Annotated in this window: 17 protein-coding genes; 14 read left to right on the plus strand and 3 right to left on the minus strand. The window is 42.7% G+C overall.

Annotation, left to right across the window (positions count from 1 at the left end):
- Window positions 1-66 precede the first annotated feature (66 nt).
- Window positions 67-939 carry a radical SAM/SPASM domain-containing protein gene (locus tag BOD01S_RS17305; protein WP_036151771.1) on the plus strand — a complete coding sequence of 291 codons (873 nt, stop codon included), beginning with the start codon at window positions 67-69 and terminating at the stop codon, window positions 937-939.
- A gap of 154 nt (window positions 940-1093) precedes the next feature.
- Here BOD01S_RS17305 and BOD01S_RS17310 read toward each other — a convergent pair whose 3' ends face one another.
- Window positions 1094-1684 carry a TetR/AcrR family transcriptional regulator gene (locus BOD01S_RS17310; RefSeq protein ID WP_036151773.1) on the minus strand — a complete coding sequence of 197 codons (591 nt, stop codon included), beginning with the start codon at window positions 1682-1684 and terminating at the stop codon, window positions 1094-1096.
- A 106-nt stretch (window positions 1685-1790) separates the two neighbouring features.
- Here BOD01S_RS17310 and kynU point away from each other — a divergent pair, with 106 nt between their 5' ends.
- Genes kynU through kynB form a run of 4 tightly spaced genes read left to right on the plus strand, consistent with a single transcriptional unit; the run spans window position 1791 to window position 5939 of the window.
- Window positions 1791-3053, plus strand: a complete 1263-nt coding sequence (gene kynU, locus BOD01S_RS17315) for a kynureninase (RefSeq protein WP_036151775.1) — start codon at window positions 1791-1793, stop codon at window positions 3051-3053.
- Between the two features lie 39 nt (window positions 3054-3092).
- A complete protein-coding gene (kynA, locus tag BOD01S_RS17320; protein ID WP_036151778.1) occupies window positions 3093-3950 on the plus strand; it encodes a tryptophan 2,3-dioxygenase in 858 nt (285 codons plus the stop codon).
- Window positions 3951-3967: 17 nt separating this feature from the next.
- Window positions 3968-5314, plus strand: coding sequence for a sodium-dependent transporter (locus tag BOD01S_RS17325; protein ID WP_036151781.1), 1347 nt, complete (start codon window positions 3968-3970; stop codon window positions 5312-5314).
- Window positions 5315-5324: 10 nt separating this feature from the next.
- On the plus strand, window positions 5325-5939 hold the full coding sequence (kynB, locus tag BOD01S_RS17330) for an arylformamidase (protein ID WP_036151785.1): 615 nt from the start codon (window positions 5325-5327) through the stop codon (window positions 5937-5939).
- A 145-nt stretch (window positions 5940-6084) separates the two neighbouring features.
- Here the strand turns inward: kynB and BOD01S_RS22700 are convergent, their stop codons facing one another.
- Window positions 6085-6237, minus strand: coding sequence for a YpzG family protein (locus BOD01S_RS22700; protein ID WP_081977888.1), 153 nt, complete (start codon window positions 6235-6237; stop codon window positions 6085-6087).
- Between the two features lie 285 nt (window positions 6238-6522).
- Here BOD01S_RS22700 and BOD01S_RS17335 point away from each other — a divergent pair, with 285 nt between their 5' ends.
- Complete coding sequence (locus tag BOD01S_RS17335) at window positions 6523-8277, plus strand: methyl-accepting chemotaxis protein (RefSeq protein WP_036151788.1); 1755 nt, start codon at window positions 6523-6525, stop codon at window positions 8275-8277.
- A gap of 49 nt (window positions 8278-8326) precedes the next feature.
- On the opposite strand, the gene BOD01S_RS17340 is transcribed toward BOD01S_RS17335, so the two are convergent.
- Window positions 8327-8944, minus strand: coding sequence for a metallophosphoesterase family protein (locus BOD01S_RS17340; protein ID WP_322786766.1), 618 nt, complete (start codon window positions 8942-8944; stop codon window positions 8327-8329).
- Window positions 8945-9076: 132 nt separating this feature from the next.
- Here BOD01S_RS17340 and BOD01S_RS17345 point away from each other — a divergent pair, with 132 nt between their 5' ends.
- The 8 genes from BOD01S_RS17345 to BOD01S_RS17380 all read left to right on the plus strand — a co-directional run bounded on the left by BOD01S_RS17345 (window position 9077) and on the right by BOD01S_RS17380 (window position 18638).
- Window positions 9077-10222 (plus strand): acyl-CoA dehydrogenase family protein, encoded by a 1146-nt coding sequence (locus BOD01S_RS17345; RefSeq protein WP_036151792.1) that lies wholly within the window; start codon window positions 9077-9079, stop codon window positions 10220-10222.
- Between the two features lie 56 nt (window positions 10223-10278).
- The gene (locus BOD01S_RS17350; RefSeq protein ID WP_036151794.1) at window positions 10279-11769 is read left to right on the plus strand and encodes a class I adenylate-forming enzyme family protein; all 1491 of its coding nucleotides are present in this window, start codon (window positions 10279-10281) and stop codon (window positions 11767-11769) included.
- A gap of 20 nt (window positions 11770-11789) precedes the next feature.
- On the plus strand, window positions 11790-12971 hold the full coding sequence (locus BOD01S_RS17355) for an acetyl-CoA C-acetyltransferase (RefSeq protein ID WP_036151796.1): 1182 nt from the start codon (window positions 11790-11792) through the stop codon (window positions 12969-12971).
- 186 nt (window positions 12972-13157) lie between these two features.
- Window positions 13158-14387, plus strand: a complete 1230-nt coding sequence (locus BOD01S_RS17360; RefSeq protein WP_036151798.1) for a carboxylate--amine ligase — start codon at window positions 13158-13160, stop codon at window positions 14385-14387.
- On the plus strand, window positions 14388-15083 hold the full coding sequence (gene cuyB / locus BOD01S_RS17365; RefSeq protein ID WP_036151800.1) for a cysteate racemase: 696 nt from the start codon (window positions 14388-14390) through the stop codon (window positions 15081-15083).
- Between the two features lie 111 nt (window positions 15084-15194).
- Entirely contained in the window at window positions 15195-16436 is a 1242-nt protein-coding gene (locus tag BOD01S_RS17370) for a DEAD/DEAH box helicase (RefSeq protein WP_052124723.1), read from the plus strand.
- A 3-nt stretch (window positions 16437-16439) separates the two neighbouring features.
- Complete coding sequence (locus BOD01S_RS17375; protein WP_036151802.1) at window positions 16440-17669, plus strand: aminopeptidase; 1230 nt, start codon at window positions 16440-16442, stop codon at window positions 17667-17669.
- A 102-nt stretch (window positions 17670-17771) separates the two neighbouring features.
- The gene (locus BOD01S_RS17380) at window positions 17772-18638 is read left to right on the plus strand and encodes an SGNH/GDSL hydrolase family protein (protein WP_036151805.1); all 867 of its coding nucleotides are present in this window, start codon (window positions 17772-17774) and stop codon (window positions 18636-18638) included.
- Window positions 18639-18792: the final 154 nt, after the last annotated feature.

Below are 18792 nucleotides of genomic sequence, written 5' to 3' on the forward strand. Positions count from 1 at the left end.
ACTATCTTTCTTTTAAAAGTCTGTTAGAATAAATACGACTTAAGAAAGAAGAATGGTGAATGGAAAATGAAGACATTTAAAAAAGTATATATAGAAATTACGAGCGTATGTAATCTAGCTTGCAGTTTTTGCCCGCCGACGGAGCGTGCTAAGGGACTTATAAAGGTGGAGCAGTTTGAAAAGGTCCTGGATCAAATTAGACCTCATACAAAGTATATTTATTTGCATGTAAAGGGCGAACCACTGCTGCACCCCCGCATTGACCAATTACTAGATGCAGCTCATGAGCGCGGCTTTAAAGTGAATATTACGACAAATGGGACATTGATTAGAAAACAGCGGGAAAAATTGCTTGGGAAGCCGGCACTCCGCCAAATGAACTTCTCCCTGCATAGTTTCGACGGGCATGAAGGCTCTGAAAACAGGGAGAAATATTTAGGTGATATTCTGGAGTTTGTACGTGATGCCCGGGAGCATAATGTCATTTTTTCATATCGGTTATGGAACTTGCAGCGGGATGATCAGACGGATGTAGATCGCCGTAAAAATGCTGAGACATTGGAAATATTAGAAAAAGAATATGATCTTGATTTCAAAATTGAGGAGCGGGTCGAGCCGGGGAAAGGCGTGAAGATTGCTCCGAATATTTACCTAAATCAGGATCACGAATTTAAATGGCCAAGCCTGCTGGAGCCGGAATATACGGGGAAAGGCTTCTGCCATGCTCTGCGTAGTCAGGCGGCCGTACTGGTGGATGGTACTGTTGTTCCTTGCTGCCTGGATGGGGAAGGGGTCATTAAATTGGGGAATGTTAATGAACAGTCATTCTCGGAAATTATAGAAGGTGAACGGGCCAACAATCTGGTGGAAGGCTTTTCCCGCCGAGAAGCGGTTGAAGAGCTATGCCGTAAGTGCGGCTACCGTCAAAAGTTCGGATGAATATAGCTCATCTCTCTAAGCCGGGGAAAAAGTTGCGGCGTTTCCTGTCTAATAAAAGCACAGCCATATGGAGTCGGTAAACCGATTTTGGATGGCTGTGCTTTTTTATAACATATGAAAATAGAGGCGAGGATGCTGCCTGCTCAAACAGGGCTTACTGATAAAGTCCTTTCGTATACATTACGACAATCGTCTTTGCCACGTAAGAAACATCCGCTTCCTCCTGCTTAATAATAGAAAACAGCATTTGCTCATTTAGGTGAAACCAGCTTTCCGCGATGATGGAAATATCAAGCTGCTTAGCTAATCCAGCCTGCTGTACGTATTCAATATCCTTTTTAATCCCTTTTACAAAATGTTCACGCACAGTCTTCCATTTCTCTTCGACAATAGCAGAATGGCGGATTGCCTCCTCTATAATAATAAATACTTCACGGTCATTATAAGCTGCCTGCAGGAATGCTTCTGTCTGCTTTTCAATTCTTTCTACCGCTTCTTCTACTGAAGTAGGAGTAAAAGGGCAGCTGGCTACTTCAAGCATCTTCTGAATATATATGTCGATTACTTCGCAGAAGAGCGTATCCTTATTAGGAAAATAAACATATGCTGTCCCGTATCCCACATCTGCCTCTGTAATGATATCCTTCATCGTACAATGCTGAAATCCCTTCTCCGAAAATATTTTTCGTGCCGCTTCTACTAACCTCAGACGAGTCATTTGAGCCTTGCGCTGCTTATGTTTCATTTTATACACCACCTTCATTAAGTAGCCTAAATTGAAATTGACATCATGTCAATGACACGATATCATTTATTTTGAAAATACAGAAAATTAGATAGGGGGGCCAATTATGATGAATAAAGAAGCAGCAATTCGTATGGATGAGCAAGACCCATTAAAAATATACCGGGATGAATTTTATGTAAAAAAAGGCCAGTACTATTTAGACGGCAATTCTCTCGGCCTGCTGTCAAAGCGAGCGGAAAAAGCGGTGCTGTCATTACTTGATTCTTGGAAGGAATATGGAATAGACGGCTGGACGAAAGGCGATAACCCATGGTATTACCTATCAGAGAAATTAGGGGAAATGTGTGCACCGTTGATAGGAGCTAAGGCGGAGGAAGTCATTTTAACTGGATCAACGACAGCCAACCTTCATCAGCTGCTCGCTACATTTTATAAGCCGCAAGGCAAGAGGGTGAAAATTCTTGCAGACGAATTGAATTTTCCTACCGACTTGTATGCTATTTCGAGCCATCTAGCTGTTCATAATTATGATGCTTCTTATATGAAGCTTGTAAAAAGTGAGGACGGCCATTTACTACAGGAAGAAGCAATTATAGAGGCGATGACAGAAGAGGTGGCCATGGTCATTTTGCCGGGAGTGCTATACCGAAGCGGCCAAGTACTTGATATAGAAAAACTGACAAAAGCAGCCCATGAAAGAGACATTTTAATCGGATTTGATTTATGCCATTCAATCGGCTCCGTGCCACATGAATTGCATAATAGTGGTGTCGATTTTGCATTTTGGTGCAATTATAAACATCTTAACGGGGGACCGGGCTCTGTAGCAGGTATATTCGTTCATGAAAAACATTTTGGCACAAGGCCGGGGCTTGCCGGCTGGTTCGGCTCAGATAAGTCGAAGCAGTTTGACTTGTCTATCGAAATGACGCCCGCGGATACAGCCGGAGCTTATCAGATTGGAACCCCTCATATATTAAGCTTGGCCCCTATTTACGGCTCTTTAGAAATGTTCCGTGAAGTAGGAATCGAAGCTATCCGGAAAAAATCTTTACAGCTTACGCAATTTTTTATGGATTGTATTGATCAAGAGCTCGCACCGTTCGGTTTTACATTAGGCAACCCGAAAGATAAAACAAGAGGGGGACATATTTACTTAGTTCATGAGGAGGCAGCACGTATTTGCAGCGCATTAAAAGAGGCTGGGGTAACGCCGGATTTCCGTGCACCGAATGGCATCCGTCTTGCACCGGTAGCTCTCTATAATTCCTTTACGGATGTATGGGAAACGGTACAGATTTTAAAAGACATCATGGAAAATGAAATATATAAGAAGTTCGAAAATAAGCGGGGCGTTGTTGCATAGGTAAAAGCATAGAACTGTATACACAAAGGGGGATTCTGCATGGCTGAGCGTTCCATTTCAGAATTAGGGGAGAAAATTAAGCAGGAAAAGGGCATCCATACAAATTTTAAGGATGACATGACATATGGGGAATACTTATCACTTGAGCAGGTTTTAGGCAGTCAGAACCGGCTGTCCGATCATCATGATGAAATGTTATTTATCATTATCCATCAGGTGAGTGAGCTGTGGATGAAGCTCATTTTGCATGAAATGACCGGAGCTATAGCCGCTATTCAACGAAACGAAATGCAGCCTGCATTTAAAATGCTGGCACGTGTATCGAAAATACAGACGCAAATTATTCAGGCATGGGATGTACTCGCAACAATGACACCAGCCGAATATTTGGAATTCCGAGATGATCTGGGGAAGGCATCCGGCTTTCAATCCTATCAATATCGCCTCATAGAATTTGCGCTTGGGTATAAATCTTCTCATATTTTAAAAATATACGAGAAAAATCCGTCTCTCTCCGCTATTCTTAAAGAAGCACATCAAGCACCAAGTATTTATGATGTGACAATACAAGCATTAGCAAGAGCGGGTTTGCCAATCAATCCAGAACTGCTGACACGTGATACGAGCATCACGTACGGCGGGGACGAGACGGTTGCGAAAGCCTGGAAAACTGTATATGAAAATGTGAATCAGTACTGGGACCTTTATCAGCTAGGTGAAAAACTTGTAGATATTGAAGATTGGCTCCAACAGTGGCGCTTCCGTCATATGAAGACAGTAGAGCGGATTATCGGCTTTAAGGTCGGCACAGGTGGCTCATCAGGGGTCAATTATTTACGTCAAGTGCTGGATCACCGTTTCTTCCCTGAGCTTTGGGATGTACGTACAGTTTTATAGAGAGCGGAGGTTTTTGAGTGGAGAAGAGTAAAAATCAGTGGTCAAGCAAACTAGGGTTTGTCTTGGCATCAGCAGGAGCTGCTATTGGTTTAGGTGCTATTTGGAAAATGCCTTATGTAGCCGGCCAAAGCGGCGGTGGTGCGTTTTTCCTTATTTTTATCCTGCTGACATTATTAATCGGCTTACCGATGCTTTTGGCTGAATATATTATTGGGCGAGGCACACAGAAGGAAGCCGTAACAGCTTATAAAATATTAGCTCCGAATGCACCGGCCTGGTCCTGGATAGGCAAGATGGGCATTATCGGCTGTTTTCTATTATTATCATTCTATAGTGTAGTAGGCGGATGGATTTTCGTCTATAGTGGTGTATCTGTCGCTGGAAATATTATTGATCCAGCGGTCGATCCAGGTGCTTTTTTTGGAGAAGTAACAGGTACACCGTGGGTTGTGCTGATTGGCTTGGCCCTCTTTACCCTGGCGAATGTAGCTGTTATTGCATTGGGAGTTCAAAATGGTATTGAAAAGGCCAACAAATTCATGATGCCGCTTTTATTTATCATGTTCTTTATCCTTGTTATTCGGGCTGTGACATTGGATGGTGCTATGGAAGGTATCAAATTCTTCCTATATCCGGACTTCTCACATATAACAGGTGAATCTATTTTATATGCCCTAGGACAGTCATTCTTTGCGTTGGCAGTTGGATTTTCCTGTTTAGTGACGTACAGCTCCTATTTAAAGAAGGATGTAAGTCTGCCAAACTCTGCAGGCTCTGTTGTCGCATTAAGCTTATTCGTATCGTTTCTAGCAGGTCTTGCGATTTTCCCGGTTGTATTTGCATTTGATATGGAAGTTGCCAGTGGACCGCCATTATTATTCATGGTATTGCCTGCAGCATTTTCACAAATACCGTTTGGCGAAGTATTTTTAGCCATGTTCCTTATTCTTTTCCTGTTTGCTACATTGACATCATCTTTCAGTATGTATGAAATCATTGTGGCTGCTGTTGTAGAGAAATGGAAGATTTCACGTGGCAAGCTGACGATAATCATCGGCGTCCTTGTCTTTATTGCCTCGATACCATCGGCCTTGACGTATAGTACGCTGGCAGATGTCTCGATATTTGGCCGTAATATTTTTGATGCTACGGATTTTATCGTTTCAAACGTCATTTTGCCATTAGGTAACTTGCTGATCGCCATTTTCCTTGGGTATGTCATGGATAAACAACTTGTGAAGCAGGAACTGCTGCAGGGCAGTGAAATGAAAGAGGGATATTTCAATACGTTTTATACTTTGATGAAGTATGTTGTCCCACTAGTAATTCTCATCGTTCTGGGCTACTCGATCATTCAATATTAAGAGGTGCGATATGTGGATTGATATTACGCAGACTTTGAAAAGAGGCATACCAAACTGGCCGGGAGATACACCCTTTTCATTTGGGGTTTCGTATTCTAAAGAACAGACAGGATCGGTCAATATCGGAAAAATGGAGACATCGATGCATACAGGCACTCATGCTGATGCCCCATTCCATTTTGATTCTGCCGCTCCGACAATCGAGCTGCTTGATATAAACTTATTTATCGGGGATGCGTATGTTGTAGATTGTGTAGGGGTACAGGAGATTGGTCCGGAGCATATTGAGAACGTCAATTTACAAGGTGCACCGCGTCTATTGTTAAAAACTGTCCCTACGATTAGCAGTACATTTCCGGATGAGATTCCTATTATAAAGCCGGAGCTTGCTGATTACTTGAAAAAGCAGGGGGTCTTTTTAATCGGTGTTGATAATCCTTCTGTAGATCCTATCGATAGCAAGCAGGTGGCTGCACATCATGCGCTGTATCAGCATGGTATTACGATCGTAGAAGGACTTATGCTGGAGCATGTGGAGCCGGGTCTGTATGATTTTATTGCCCTTCCATTAAAAATAGAAGGGGCAGACGGTGCCCCTGTCCGGGCCGTTATCCGGAAAAAGTAAAGACTGGCCTGAGCGTCTTATAGACGGCTCAGGCTTTTTTATATATCCATGTAAAGATAAGGAAGACGAGAAGGAAAAATGTATATGCGAGAAAAAGCCCGGAAATATGCTTCCGGGCTTTCGTTTCATTCCATCCTTCATCAAATTAAAACTGTCTCGCTTTGGCTTCAGTTCTCAATATTTGGTTGTGGAGAGAAATCTCCGTTTCGCCATTTACTTGAGATTTTGAATGCTTTATTCTCGTCCAGTTCTGGCGGATCTTCTGAGATTTCGGATCTAATTGTTCCTTCTTGCTCATCGGTATCTCCTCCTTGTTGATGTTAGGACATATGTGAATGAAATCCTTATTAGTATGGTACCGCTTTTTTTCTTTATTCATCAGAGATATGTTCTTTTTGCGCAGGCATAGGTCGTTATTTAAAAAAAGGCAGAGAAGGATAGTAACAGTAAGTAGAAGAAGGAAACTTTAAAATTTTTTGAGAGGGAAATAATATCGAATATTTAGAATAATTTCTGCCGTTTTAAAGAAAAAATACATAAATAGGTATATAATATCATAAAGGAACCATGAGGAGGGAATCATATGTTAGGAAGAAAAAGTAAAAATTTAGAGAATTATGAGTACTTTTCGAAAGCTGCTTTTTCAGATATTGAAGCAAATGAGCGATTTAAAGAAAAACTAGATTTTCTGTCGCTCTCTCAAATCCGCCGTGAATCCGTTAATGATCTAAAAGAGATTTATGTACAAAATCGCGACTATATTTTAAGTAATTTTTACAGCCGACTGTTGGAAATCCCGGAATTCAATCAAATTATTAATACATACTCATCGGTAGAACGATTGAAAAAAACATTTGATCGACATTTTATGAGTTTATTTGAAGATGAATTGAATATTAATTATGTTTTCACACGGCGACGTATTGCTCATACCCATGCACGAATCGGCGTTCTTCCCAATTGGATGCTCTCTGCCTATACATTGATTAATCAGCTGATTGTGCCGCTCATCGTAAAGGCATGCCAAAGGGATCATTATAAAATGCTTGATATCCTTTTGGCTTATGACAGCCTGGTAACCATTGATCAGCAAATTATCGTAGAAACGTATATTGAGATTCAGGGAGGATCGGTAGTAAACGGTCTTGGAGAAATCATCCAATACAATGTACAGCTGGACCAAATTAAAGATTTACTGCAATTCCAGGAAGTACAACAAAAGGATGTGCTGCAGGCTTCGGAGCTGATGGAACAACTAGATACAAGCATCGAGGAAATCGCTGCATCTATCGGCGACATTTCTCAGCATACGCAAATCTCATTGGAGGAATTAAATAGTGATCTATCTTCCTTACAGCATGTGACAGTGATTCTGCAAAACACGGATGAAGGGCAGCAAAAGGTACAGCAGGATGTAGCTCATCTAGTGGAACGGGTAAACAGCGTGGCAAAGCTAATGGAGCTGATTAAAGGTATCGCTGATCAGACGAATTTATTAGCCCTTAATGCATCCATTGAAGCTGCACGAGCCGGAGAAGCAGGAAAAGGGTTTGCGATTGTAGCAGAGGAAGTACGTAAACTGGCTGATGGAACGAAAAAATCTGTAGAATCCATTAATACGGATATTCAGGAGTTACTGCAGTTGACAAACAGCATTAACCAGCTGACAAAAAATTCTGCTCAGGCCCTTCATGAAGGGGTGGAAGATGCGATGCAGGTGTATAGTACATTAGCTGAGCTGAATAAAACATTACAGACACAGGGGGCACGCTTTGAACAAATAGCCTTGACGACAAGACAACAGGCAGTATCGGCCTCCGAGATTACGAAAAGAAATAAAAATATCGCCCAAAGCACGGTACGAAGTAAGCAAATTGTATTTGAAACAGGAGAAGCAATTTATAAGTTAAGTAAGATGATCGACGAGTACCGTTCAACAACCATTTCCAAAAACTTTATTATTAGCCAGGAGGATATCATCGAACTGACAATCACGGATCACCTTCTCTGGCGTTGGAAAATTTATAATCTTATGCTTGGTTTTGAAAAAATGTCCGAGCAGGATGTTGGTTCGCCGCAGGAATCACGTCTTGGACAATGGTATTACGGCAAGGGACGTGAGCTTTTCGGGGGCGAGCGGGTATTTAAGGAGCTGGAAAAACCCCACTTCGAAGTGCATGAGATCGCCCTAAATGCAGTAAATGCTTATAATAGCGGGGATAAAGATGCAGCTGAGCAATACTTGCAGAAGCTAGCCGAAGTTTCTTTTACCGTCATCGAGAAACTGCAGGAGCTGCAAAAAATAATCCTTCATCAAAAAGAAACACATATGAAGTAATAAAAAAACGATCCAGGAAGGTTCCCGGATCGTTTTTTCTAAATACAAGTTATTTATGAAGAGGCGCCTGAAAGAAAGTGACTGTCATTTGCTCACTATCATACAGGCACCAGTCTCGCGATTCTACAACGGAGCCTACATTAATCTCATATGTTTGTCCATTCCCTACATGAATCGGTAGATTGTAATCAATTTTTGTCCGGATTTTTTCAATATAAATAGCTGCACGGTGGCTGTGTCCAAAAAATAACAGCGGTGTTTCATAAGTCGGAAAGCGCGGCTCAAACTTTTCATTCCAGTGAAATTGATGGCCGTGGAGCAATGTCGCTTTTTCAATGATAACTTGCTCCTTATATTGAAGAAACTTTTGTTCCCCGGTTACGTGTGCAATCCGTTCTTCTTGGTTGCCGATAATAGAAGGGAATGTAAGAAGCTTACAAAACTTTTCCTGTAGAATGACTGCCTCTTTGAGAGGAATAAGGCTTGTTAAAGAAGCGGCTTTCTTTTTGCCGATTTTACATTCGAATAAATCGCCTAAGCCGATTATCTGCGCATTCGGTGCTATTTCTCCGATATGGTATAGAACGGATTTTGTATTTTCGTAATGAGAGTGCAAATCTCCGAGCAATGCATACTGCATAGTGTTTTCCTCCATTTCTCTTTTCATTATAGTGAAAAAACAAGAGAGTAAAAGCTTCTTTTTCTTGTAAAACGGCGGAATTCTCATTGCCATGAATAGGTATTCATTGTTAAAATATCAATAAGTTTTAATTTTCTGACTTATAAGGGGCTGACAAGTATGGGGTGTTTGTTTACAGAAGAACATGAAATGTTTCGTAAATCGCTACGAAAAATGCTTGATAAGGAAGCATATCCTTATTTTGAAGAGTGGGAAAGAAAGCGGGACGTCCCCCGGGCGTTTTGGCACAAGCTTGGGGAGAATGGCTTTTTATGTCCGATGGTCAGTGAGGAATATGGCGGCCTTGGGCTGGATTTTGGCTACTCTATGATTTTGACAGAGGAGCTGGAACATGTCGGGGCAGGATTGGCAAGTGGCATTGCCCTCCATTCGGATATCGTTACCCCCTATATAGAAGCATATGGGACAGAAGAACAGAAACAACGTTGGCTGCCAAAAAGTGTGACAGGAGAGCTGGTTTCGGCAGTCGCCATGACAGAGCCAGGTGCCGGGTCAGACTTGGCGGGAATCGGTACGACCGCTAGGAGAGAGGGGGATTACTACATTTTAAATGGTGAGAAAACCTTTATTACGAATGGGGTCAATGCTGATTATGTAGTAGTAGTCTGTAAAACCGACCCGCAGGCAAAACCTGCCTACAAAGGGATCAGCCTTCTTGTAGTGGAGACAGGAACACCTGGCTTTAAGCGGGGGAAAAAGCTCGATAAAATCGGCATGCATTCGGCAGATACTGGAGAGCTGATTTTCGAGGATGCGAAGGTGCCTGCTGAAAACCTTTTAGGAGAAGAAGGAAAAGGCTTTTATTACTTGATGGATAAACTGCAGCAAGAACGTCTCATTGTAGCGATTGAGGTACAGGTTGAGGCTGAAGCGATGCTGAAGCTGACAATGGACTATGTGAAGGAACGAAAGGCATTCGGCAGCCGTATAGCAGATTTTCAGAATACACAGTTCAAGCTGGCGGAGATGGCAACAGAAATCGATATTGGCCGTACATATGTAAATTCTTTAGCTGCCAAGCATATTGCCGGTGAGGAAATTGTGAAAGAAGTATCGATGGCCAAGTGGTGGATTAGTGAAATGGCCAAACGTGTGGCGAGTGAATGTCTACAGCTTCACGGGGGATATGGCTATATGGAGGAATACGAAATTGCCCGCCGTTACCGGGACATTCCTGTTGCGGCGATTTACGCAGGTACAACCGAGATTATGAAAAACATCATTGCAAAACAAATTTTAAAATAGAAACTGGTAAGCATGTAAGAGAAATTGAAGGCTTTAAATTAGGGGGAGGGCTTCAAATGTTTATGACAAATGTATTAACACAGCATGCACTCGACAGACCAGAAGAAACGGCAATTATATTTGAGGGCAATGAATGGTCGTACCGTGAACTTTATCATCATGCAAAGAAAATTGCTGGCTATCTGCAAAGCCACGGTTATCAAAAGGGGGATATTATCGCCCAGTTTATGCTTAATTCAGATTTATTCATGGCTGTTTATTACGGAGTGCAGCTGGCAGGATGTACCGTAATGCCGGTCAATACAAAGCTTGCAGCACCCGAAGTGGATTATATTTTCATGCATTCGGAAGCAAAAGCAATTTTTTATGATGATGCCATCGCCCAAACACTTGAGGCGACAAACTACCATTTTAAAGAAGAGCTGAATCTACAGGATATCCGTTCTATTTTAGAGGGCGATTCTTTTGAAGGTGAGGATTTCATTTCCCTGGAAGCTGATGATACGGCAGTCGTCATGTATACATCAGGAACGACTGGCAAGCCGAAGGGTGTGATGCTGTCGCACCGGAATATATACGAAACGGCAGAAATATGGTCAGAGTCTATGAACATGACACATGAGGACCGCATGTATATTTGTACGCCGCTGTTCCATTGTGCAGGAAGCCATGTATTTGCAGTCCCGACAATGTACCGCGGCGGGACAGTGATCATAGCAGAAAGTTTTTCAGCTGACCATACACTTACACATCTAGTAGAAACAGAGGCCACTATTTTCTTTGGTGTACCTGCTATGTATACAATCCTTCTTAATAAGCCTGAGTTGAAAAACTATAATTTTGAACATCTCCGCCTGTTCTGCTACGGGGCAGCGCCGATGCCATATGAACTAGTGAAACGCTTAAAGGAGGCATTTCCAAAAGTAGCCGTACAAAACTTATACGGCCAGACGGAAAATACCCCGGCAGCGACTTCGTTACTTGATGAGGCAGCTCTTGTAAAAATAGGTTCGGTTGGAAGACCGCTTGCAAGAACAGATGTAAAGCTTGTTGATGCTGAGGGAGAGGAAGTACCAGTTGGGGAAGTAGGAGAAATCTGTGTTCGCGGACCTCAAGTAATGAAAGGGTACTTGCGGAATCCGGAAGAGACATCTGCTGCAATCCGGAATGGATGGCTTCATTCAGGAGATTTAGGGAGATTTGACGAAGAGGGCTATCTTTATATCGTAGATCGCAAAAAGGATATGATCATCCGGGGCGGAGAGAATATTTATCCGGTTGAAATCGAGGAAGTGCTTTATCAAATGCCGGAAGTTCTGGAGGCAGCAGTAGTCGGTATACCGCATGAAGTTTACGGAGAAGTGGCCAAAGCTTTCGTCGTCCTAAAGGAAGGGGCATCACTTACAGAAGCAGATATTTTACAACATGCAAGAACACAGCTGGCAAAATATAAAGTGCCTGCCGATATCGAATTTATTAGTAGCCTGCCGCGTAATGCTTCGGGGAAAGTGCTGAAACATACACTGCGCCCAACACAAAATGTTTAAATAAGCAAAGGGGATTTGACATGACAAATATATATATAGTAGATGGAGCAAGAACTGCCTTTACAGCATTCGGTGGTTCGTTTGCAGGAATGGATGCTGTACAGCTCGGAACAGCCACAGCAGTGGAAGCGTTAAAACGTTCGGGAATAAAGCCGGAGCAGGTGGATCATGTAGTATATGGGGGAGTTATAACAACGGGGCCGAATTCGGCTTATTTAGCAAGACATATCGGTTTATATGCCGGTGTACCGCAGGAAGTACCTGCCCTTACACAAAATAGACTTTGTGGTTCAGGTATGCAGTCTGTCATAACTGCTGCCCAACAAATCCTGCTTAAAGAGGCCGATGTCGTATTGGCAGGCGGGGCGGAAAATATGTCGCAGTCACCTTATTCGAATTTTACACAGCGGTTTGGCGGTGCGAAAATGGGGGATTTAACATTCATTGATATGCTGTCGGCGACGTTAACAGACCAGTACACAGGCAACGGCATGGGGATGACAGCGGAAAAGCTGGCAGAGCAATACGATATTACGCGAGCGGAGCAGGACGAATTTGCTTTATTGTCCCATGCACGTGCGGCGGCTGCCCGCCAAGCAGGGAAATTTAAAGAAGAGATAGTACCAGTGACGATCACAACACGTAAAGGTGATATCGTGATCGATACAGATGAACATATTAAAGAAGGCGGGACATTGGAATCGCTTGCGAAGCTCCGCCCGGCATTTAAAAAAGACGGGACAGTAACAGCAGCCAATGCTTCCGGTATTAATGATGGGGCTGCTTCCGTTGTTGTCGCAAGTGAGCATTTTGTTGAGGAAAACAGACTGAAGCCGATTGCCCGCATCGTATCATGGGGAGTAGCCGGCGTTGACCCTACTGTCATGGGAATTGGCCCTGTACCTGCTATTAACCAGGCATTGGAGCGTGCAAATCTACAGCTGGAGGACTTGGATTTAATAGAGGTAAATGAAGCGTTCGCAGCACAGTATTTAGCAGTGGAAAAAGAGCTTGGACTGGACCGTGAAAAAACAAACGTTAATGGCGGGGCGATTGCTCTTGGTCATCCGGTTGGAGCAAGCGGTACACGGGTCATCCTCAGTGCAGCGTACGAACTGCGCCGCCGTGGAGGCAAATATGCAGCCGCGAGCTTGTGTATTGGCGGAGGGCAAGGGATCGCTTTAATTATCGAGGCGGTTTAGTTTTTTCACATAATGTGCATGAAAAGATAATTATTTGATAGGAAAACTAGTGTGATGATGTTCATCATGCTAGTTTTTTGTTTATTTCTGCGTATCAAATCTTGCAATACTTTCCGCGTAACCGTAGTATAAAATGTGATAAAATAAACTTTAACGAAATTAAAGCCAAAGAGAGTTGAATAGATAATGGTAGTAAAAGAACAACCATTTTTACCGATATTATTAGGTTCGGATATGAATGCATATGGGATGGCACGGGCTTTTTATGAAGCGTATGGTTTAAAGCCGGTCGTACTGGGCCGTTCCCATTTAACACCAACACAGGACAGCCGTATTTTACATTTCCAGCAAATCGATGATCTTAACAGTCAGGAAGTGTTCGTAGGAGCAATGGAAAAAGTAGCGGCACAGTATCCTGACAAAAAGCTATTGCTTTTAGCCTGCGGAGATGATTATGCAAAACTGATCATCAAAAATAAACCGACATTGCAGCAATGGTTCACTGTTCCATATATTGATGAATCATTGATGGATCAAATCCTGTTAAAAGAAAACTTCTATAAAATGTGTGAGAAGTACGGATTCAAGTATCCGGGTACAACAACGGTTACAGCAGAAGATTATGAATCTTTCATCCCGCCTTTTGATTATCCGATTATTTTAAAAGCATCCAATTCCGTGGAATATTGGGCTTGTAAATTCCCGGGGAAAAAGAAGGTGTTCATTGCTCATGATGAGGCGGAAAAAACGGCGATTTTAAAAGCGATTTACAGCTCTACATACCAGGACACAATGATTGTCCAGGAATTCATCCCAGGTGACGATTCCTATATGCGCGTGCTGAATGCTTATGTAGGAAAAGACGGAAAAGTAAAGCTGATGTGTCTTGGTAACCCGATTTTAGAAGAACATTCCCCGGAAGGTATTGGCAGCTATGCAGCTATTGTCACAACATACGACAAGGAATTGATGGACCAGGTGAGATTCTTCTTGGAAGATATCGGTTATGTAGGGTTTGCAAACTTTGACATGAAATATGATGTACGTGACAAACAATATAAGCTCTTTGAAATCAACCTCCGTAATGGACGTTCAAGCTATTATGTGACAGCTGCCGGCTATAATTTGATGAAATACGTAGCGGATGACCATATGCTTGATATTAAGCAAAATCTGACATATGCAGATAATGAACATTTATGGATGATCATTCCAAAGGGTGTACTGTTCAAATATGCCTCTAACGAAAAATTAAAATTGAAGGCGAAAAGCCTGATCCGTGAAGGGAAATATACAAATTCCCTGTTTTTCAATCAGGATATGAATGTGAAACGGTGGACTAAATTGTCGTTAAACAGTTTAAACTATTACCGTAAATACAAAAAATACTTCAACAATAAAGGTCTGTCTGAATAAATGAAAAAAGTTTTAGGAATTATAGGCGGAGTTGGTCCGCTTGCTACAATGCTGATCGGTGAGATGATTGTGCGCCGTACAAAAGCAAAAAAAGATCAAGAACATATTCATACGATTATCGACAATGATACGTCAATCCCTGATCGTACAGCATATATACTGGACGATTCAAAGGAGAATCCTATGCCGTATTTAGCCCGGGATGCAAAAAAACTTGCGGAATATGGGGCAGGGGTCATCTGTATTCCGTGTAATACAGCCCATTCGTTTTATGAGGACCTTCAGCAGGCATCCCCTGTGCCGGTCCTCCATATGATTCGTGAAACGGCTGAACGTGCCAAAAAGCTTGGCGCAAAACGTGTCGGCATTTTGGCTACGGACGGGACACTGATGGCTGGTGTCTATCAAAAAGCGCTGGAGGAACAGGGGTTAGTACCGGTCACACCATCTGCTGATATCCAAAAGCAGGTGATGTCTGTTATTTATGATTATGTCAAGGCTGGCCGTGAGGTGACGGAAGAAATATGGGCACCGATCGAGCAGGCAATGGAAGGGTGCGATTATGTCGTACTGGGGTGTACAGAGCTCTCCATCGTCAATAAAGAGCTAAAGCTTGGTGAGCATTATATTGATTCGCTCATTGTGCTAGCAGAAGCGGCTATTACTGCCTGCGGATACGATGTATGCGCAAACTAGCACAAGTTATTTTCATCTGAATAAGCTTCATAAAGACCTGTCGTTAAGGCAGGTCTTTTGCTACGTATATATGTTACACTAAACTCAAGTAAACAAAGGTAGGTATAAACAATGTCAGTTATTCAACTTTTAAATGAAACGCTACAGAAGAAATGGCCGTTTGATTCTGAAATGAAAATACAGCAGGAAATGATTCCGACTATGCTGGAAGGGAAAGATATCGTCGCAGAATCTCCGACAGGCTCGGGAAAGACCCTTGCCTATGTGCTGCCTATTTTAAATAAGGTAGATGGCTCGAAAAAACAGACGCAGGCCTTGATTGTGGCACCATCTCAAGAGCTGGCTATGCAAATTGTAGAAGTGATCCGTGAGTGGACAGCTGGAACGGATATTACAGTGCAGCAATTAATTGGAGGGGCTAACTCAGCGCGCCAAATTGAAAAACTTAAGAAAAAACCGACAATTGTTGTCGGGACACCCGGAAGATTAAATGAGTTGGCAAGAAGTGGGAAGTTAAAGCTCAAGGAAATTGAAACGATTGTGCTTGATGAATGTGACCAGTTGCTGAGCCGTGAATATCGGGTTGTAGTGAAATCATTCATTGATGGATCTGCCTGGGGACGCCAAGTTGTGGTTGTGTCTGCGACGATAACTGAGGAAATCGAGCTTGTGGCGGAGCGAATGATGTTTGATCCAGCCCGTTTTAAAATTAAACCTGAAGAAATGGTGAAAGTAGGGGAAGTAGTCCATTCCTTCGTAAAGGTAGAGGAACGGGATAAAACAAATATGCTTCGGCGCCTGGCTAACCAAGAGGGAATGCATGGTCTGGCCTTTGTTAATAACATTGATCAAGTATTGATGAAAGAAACAAAGCTGAAATATAAAGAAACACCGATTGTTACCCTTCATTCTGATATGAAAAAGGAAGAGCGGAAGAAAGCTCTGGATGCTTTTCGTAAAGGGGAAGCCCGTATTTTAATCGCTACGGATATTGCAGCACGCGGACTTGATATTGCTGGACTGACACATGTTATTCATGTGGATGTTCCCCGTACAATTGAGCAGTATCTTCACCGTTCAGGACGTACAGGACGGGCCGGAGCCGATGGAGAAGTATTGACGCTTCTTTCCTACAAGGATGAGAAGACATACAAAAAATGGACGCGTGAAATTTCAGCGAAGCCGGTCCAAAAAGTATGGGCCCAAGGTATGTTAATTGAAGGAAATGCAAAAACTGTAGAAAAAACGTTGAAGAAGGATATAAGCAAGGAAGACAAGAAGCCGGCAAAAAAGCCATATAAGTTAAAGGATGGCGCATTAAAAACAAAAAGAACATTTAAAAAGGGGCAGTAATCTATGACGTTTGGGGAGAAATTGTCTGCGTTTGCAGAGCTGGTTGTAAAGATTGGAGTAAATATTCAACAAGGGCAGTATCTATTAATCAACACTTCCACAGATACGCTTCCGTTCACACGAGAAGTGGTGAAAAAGGCGTATGAAGCTGGTGCAGGGCGGGTTCATGTCAATTTGACAGATGATGTGTTTGAACGCGCTTTTTTTGAAAATGCGACAGTTGAGGAGCTTGAAAAATTTCCGCGGTGGATTGTTGAGCAGCGTCAGGAACTCATCGACCGCCATGGCGCATTTTTATGGATTGATGCGGCAGACCCGGATTTACTGAAAGGCATCGATGTAAAAAAGATTTCTACTCACCAAAAGGCAGCGGGTACAGCGCTTGCAGGGTATCGAAAGGCTGTCATGAATGATGATGTAGCGTGGTCTATTGTAGCGGTACCTTCACAGGAATGGGCAGCGAAAGTATTTCCCTCTTTACCGGAGGAAAAGCAGATGGATGCCCTTTGGGATGCAATTTTCCAAACTGTACGTATCGGCGAAGGGGATGCTGTGCAAGCTTGGCGTGAGCATGTAGCTAACTTAGAAAAGCGGGCAGCCATGCTGAATGAAAAGCGCTATAAAAAACTGCACTACAAAGCTCCGGGAACAGACTTAACAATTGAGCTGCCGGACAAGCATATCTGGCTGACAGGAGGAAGTAAATCCCCGCAAGGAGTAACATTTATTGCAAATATGCCGACGGAAGAAGTTTATACAATGCCAGCCAAGTACGGCGTGAATGGGACAGTATCCAATACAAAGCCGCTTGCTTATAAAGGTAATATTATTGACCAGTTTTCTTTAACATTTGAAAAAGGAAAGATCATAAAGGCACATGCGGAAGTAGGAAACGATCTGCTGCAGCAGCTTATTACAGCAGATGAAGGGTCTGGCTATTTAGGGGAAGTAGCCCTTGTTCCACATGAATCACCTATTTCTTCTTCTAATATTTTATATTACAATACATTGTTTGATGAAAATGCCTCCAATCATCTCGCTATCGGCGAAGCATATCCTACTTGCTACGAAGGCGGGCGCACATTAGAGGAAGGACAGCTTGAAGCACTTGGTATTAATACATCCATCACACATGAAGACTTTATGATTGGCAGTGCACAAATGGATATTGATGGGGAGTTGGCAGACGGAACATTGGAGCCGATCTTCCGGAACGGAAGCTGGGCATTCTAACGAAGCCTTTGTTTTTGTTAAAAAAGCCGTATTCTATCGCCGCCAACCTGGGCAGCCGTACAAATAATATTTATTAAATACAGTAAAAGGGAGGGGTGCAGGATGAAAAAGGTGTTGATTGTTCTCCTTGCATCTTTTCTGTTCACATCTAGTGCTTCAGCCAAGGAATTGTATGTTGCACTTGGAGATTCACTAGCGGCCGGGCAAACACCATATGCAGAAATTGATAATGGCTATACCGATTTAATTGCTATGCAATTAATGCGCTCCGGCCAGCTGGCATCATTTACAAAGCAGCTTGCCTTTCCGGGTTATACAGTAGGGGATGTTCTGGAGCGGGTTCAGACGGAAGAAGCACGCCAGTTATTGAAGAATGCAACCCTTGTTACTATTTCAGCCGGCGCGAATGATTTGCTTTCCCTTGTATCGCATAATTCTGCGACCGGCTCCATTAGCTACTCTCAACTAACGGCTAATTTTGCCTTGAATAAGGCAAGGAAAGATTATACAGAGCTTTTGATGCAGGTGAATAAGCTTGCACCGCAGGCAAAGGTATATGTAATGGGATATTACTTCCCTTATACAAGTGTACATGAGACGCAAATACAAGGAGTCAAAGAGCAGCTTAGTATATTGAATAACATTTTACAGCGTATAGCTGAGCAATCCGAAGCTGAGTTTGTCCCTGTAAGCTTTGGCGGGGAAGAAGCCAGGTTTTTGCCCAATCCTTCTGATGTTCACCCTAATATGGAAGGATATATGTTGATGGCAAATGCATTTTTGGAAAAACGCGGCTTGCAGAAGCTAAGTGCAGCAGAATTGCCGAAACCAAATCCGGTGACTTTTAAAGAACTGTTAAAGCAGCGGGAGCATCAGCAGACAAGGGAAGAAAAGAGCCAGGTAGCAAAACCGATTGAAGAGGTCGTAGGCTATTATGGCTATGAACGTTGGAAGCGATTCTTTCTATAAGAAGGAGTCGCTTTTCCCTTTCCGGCAAAACAAAAAATGAATGCTTAAAAGTGCCTGGGGAGAAAATCCTCCTCTTAGCGAAATAGCAGGAAGTGATGTCGGGAAAGGGCCAAAATAATAATTTCGGACATAAATAGAACGTATGTTTTAATTA

This window comes from Lysinibacillus odysseyi 34hs-1 = NBRC 100172, assembly GCF_001591965.1.
In the GTDB taxonomy this organism is placed as follows: domain Bacteria; phylum Bacillota; class Bacilli; order Bacillales_A; family Planococcaceae; genus Lysinibacillus_B; species Lysinibacillus_B odysseyi.

Coding starts and splice junctions, on each gene's coding strand:
- BOD01S_RS17305 (WP_036151771.1), top strand. CDS start 67: ATGAAGACATTTAAAAAAGTATATATAGAAATTACGAGCGTATGTAAT.
- BOD01S_RS17310 (WP_036151773.1), bottom strand. CDS start 1,684: ATGAAACATAAGCAGCGCAAGGCTCAAATGACTCGTCTGAGGTTAGTA.
- kynU (WP_036151775.1), top strand. CDS start 1,791: ATGATGAATAAAGAAGCAGCAATTCGTATGGATGAGCAAGACCCATTA.
- kynA (WP_036151778.1), top strand. CDS start 3,093: ATGGCTGAGCGTTCCATTTCAGAATTAGGGGAGAAAATTAAGCAGGAA.
- kynB (WP_036151785.1), top strand. CDS start 5,325: ATGTGGATTGATATTACGCAGACTTTGAAAAGAGGCATACCAAACTGG.
- BOD01S_RS22700 (WP_081977888.1), bottom strand. CDS start 6,237: ATGAGCAAGAAGGAACAATTAGATCCGAAATCTCAGAAGATCCGCCAG.
- BOD01S_RS17335 (WP_036151788.1), top strand. CDS start 6,523: ATGTTAGGAAGAAAAAGTAAAAATTTAGAGAATTATGAGTACTTTTCG.
- BOD01S_RS17340 (WP_322786766.1), bottom strand. CDS start 8,944: ATGAAAAGAGAAATGGAGGAAAACACTATGCAGTATGCATTGCTCGGA.
- BOD01S_RS17345 (WP_036151792.1), top strand. CDS start 9,077: ATGGGGTGTTTGTTTACAGAAGAACATGAAATGTTTCGTAAATCGCTA.
- BOD01S_RS17350 (WP_036151794.1), top strand. CDS start 10,279: ATGTTTATGACAAATGTATTAACACAGCATGCACTCGACAGACCAGAA.
- BOD01S_RS17355 (WP_036151796.1), top strand. CDS start 11,790: ATGACAAATATATATATAGTAGATGGAGCAAGAACTGCCTTTACAGCA.
- BOD01S_RS17360 (WP_036151798.1), top strand. CDS start 13,158: ATGGTAGTAAAAGAACAACCATTTTTACCGATATTATTAGGTTCGGAT.
- cuyB (WP_036151800.1), top strand. CDS start 14,388: ATGAAAAAAGTTTTAGGAATTATAGGCGGAGTTGGTCCGCTTGCTACA.
- BOD01S_RS17370 (WP_052124723.1), top strand. CDS start 15,195: ATGTCAGTTATTCAACTTTTAAATGAAACGCTACAGAAGAAATGGCCG.
- BOD01S_RS17375 (WP_036151802.1), top strand. CDS start 16,440: ATGACGTTTGGGGAGAAATTGTCTGCGTTTGCAGAGCTGGTTGTAAAG.
- BOD01S_RS17380 (WP_036151805.1), top strand. CDS start 17,772: ATGAAAAAGGTGTTGATTGTTCTCCTTGCATCTTTTCTGTTCACATCT.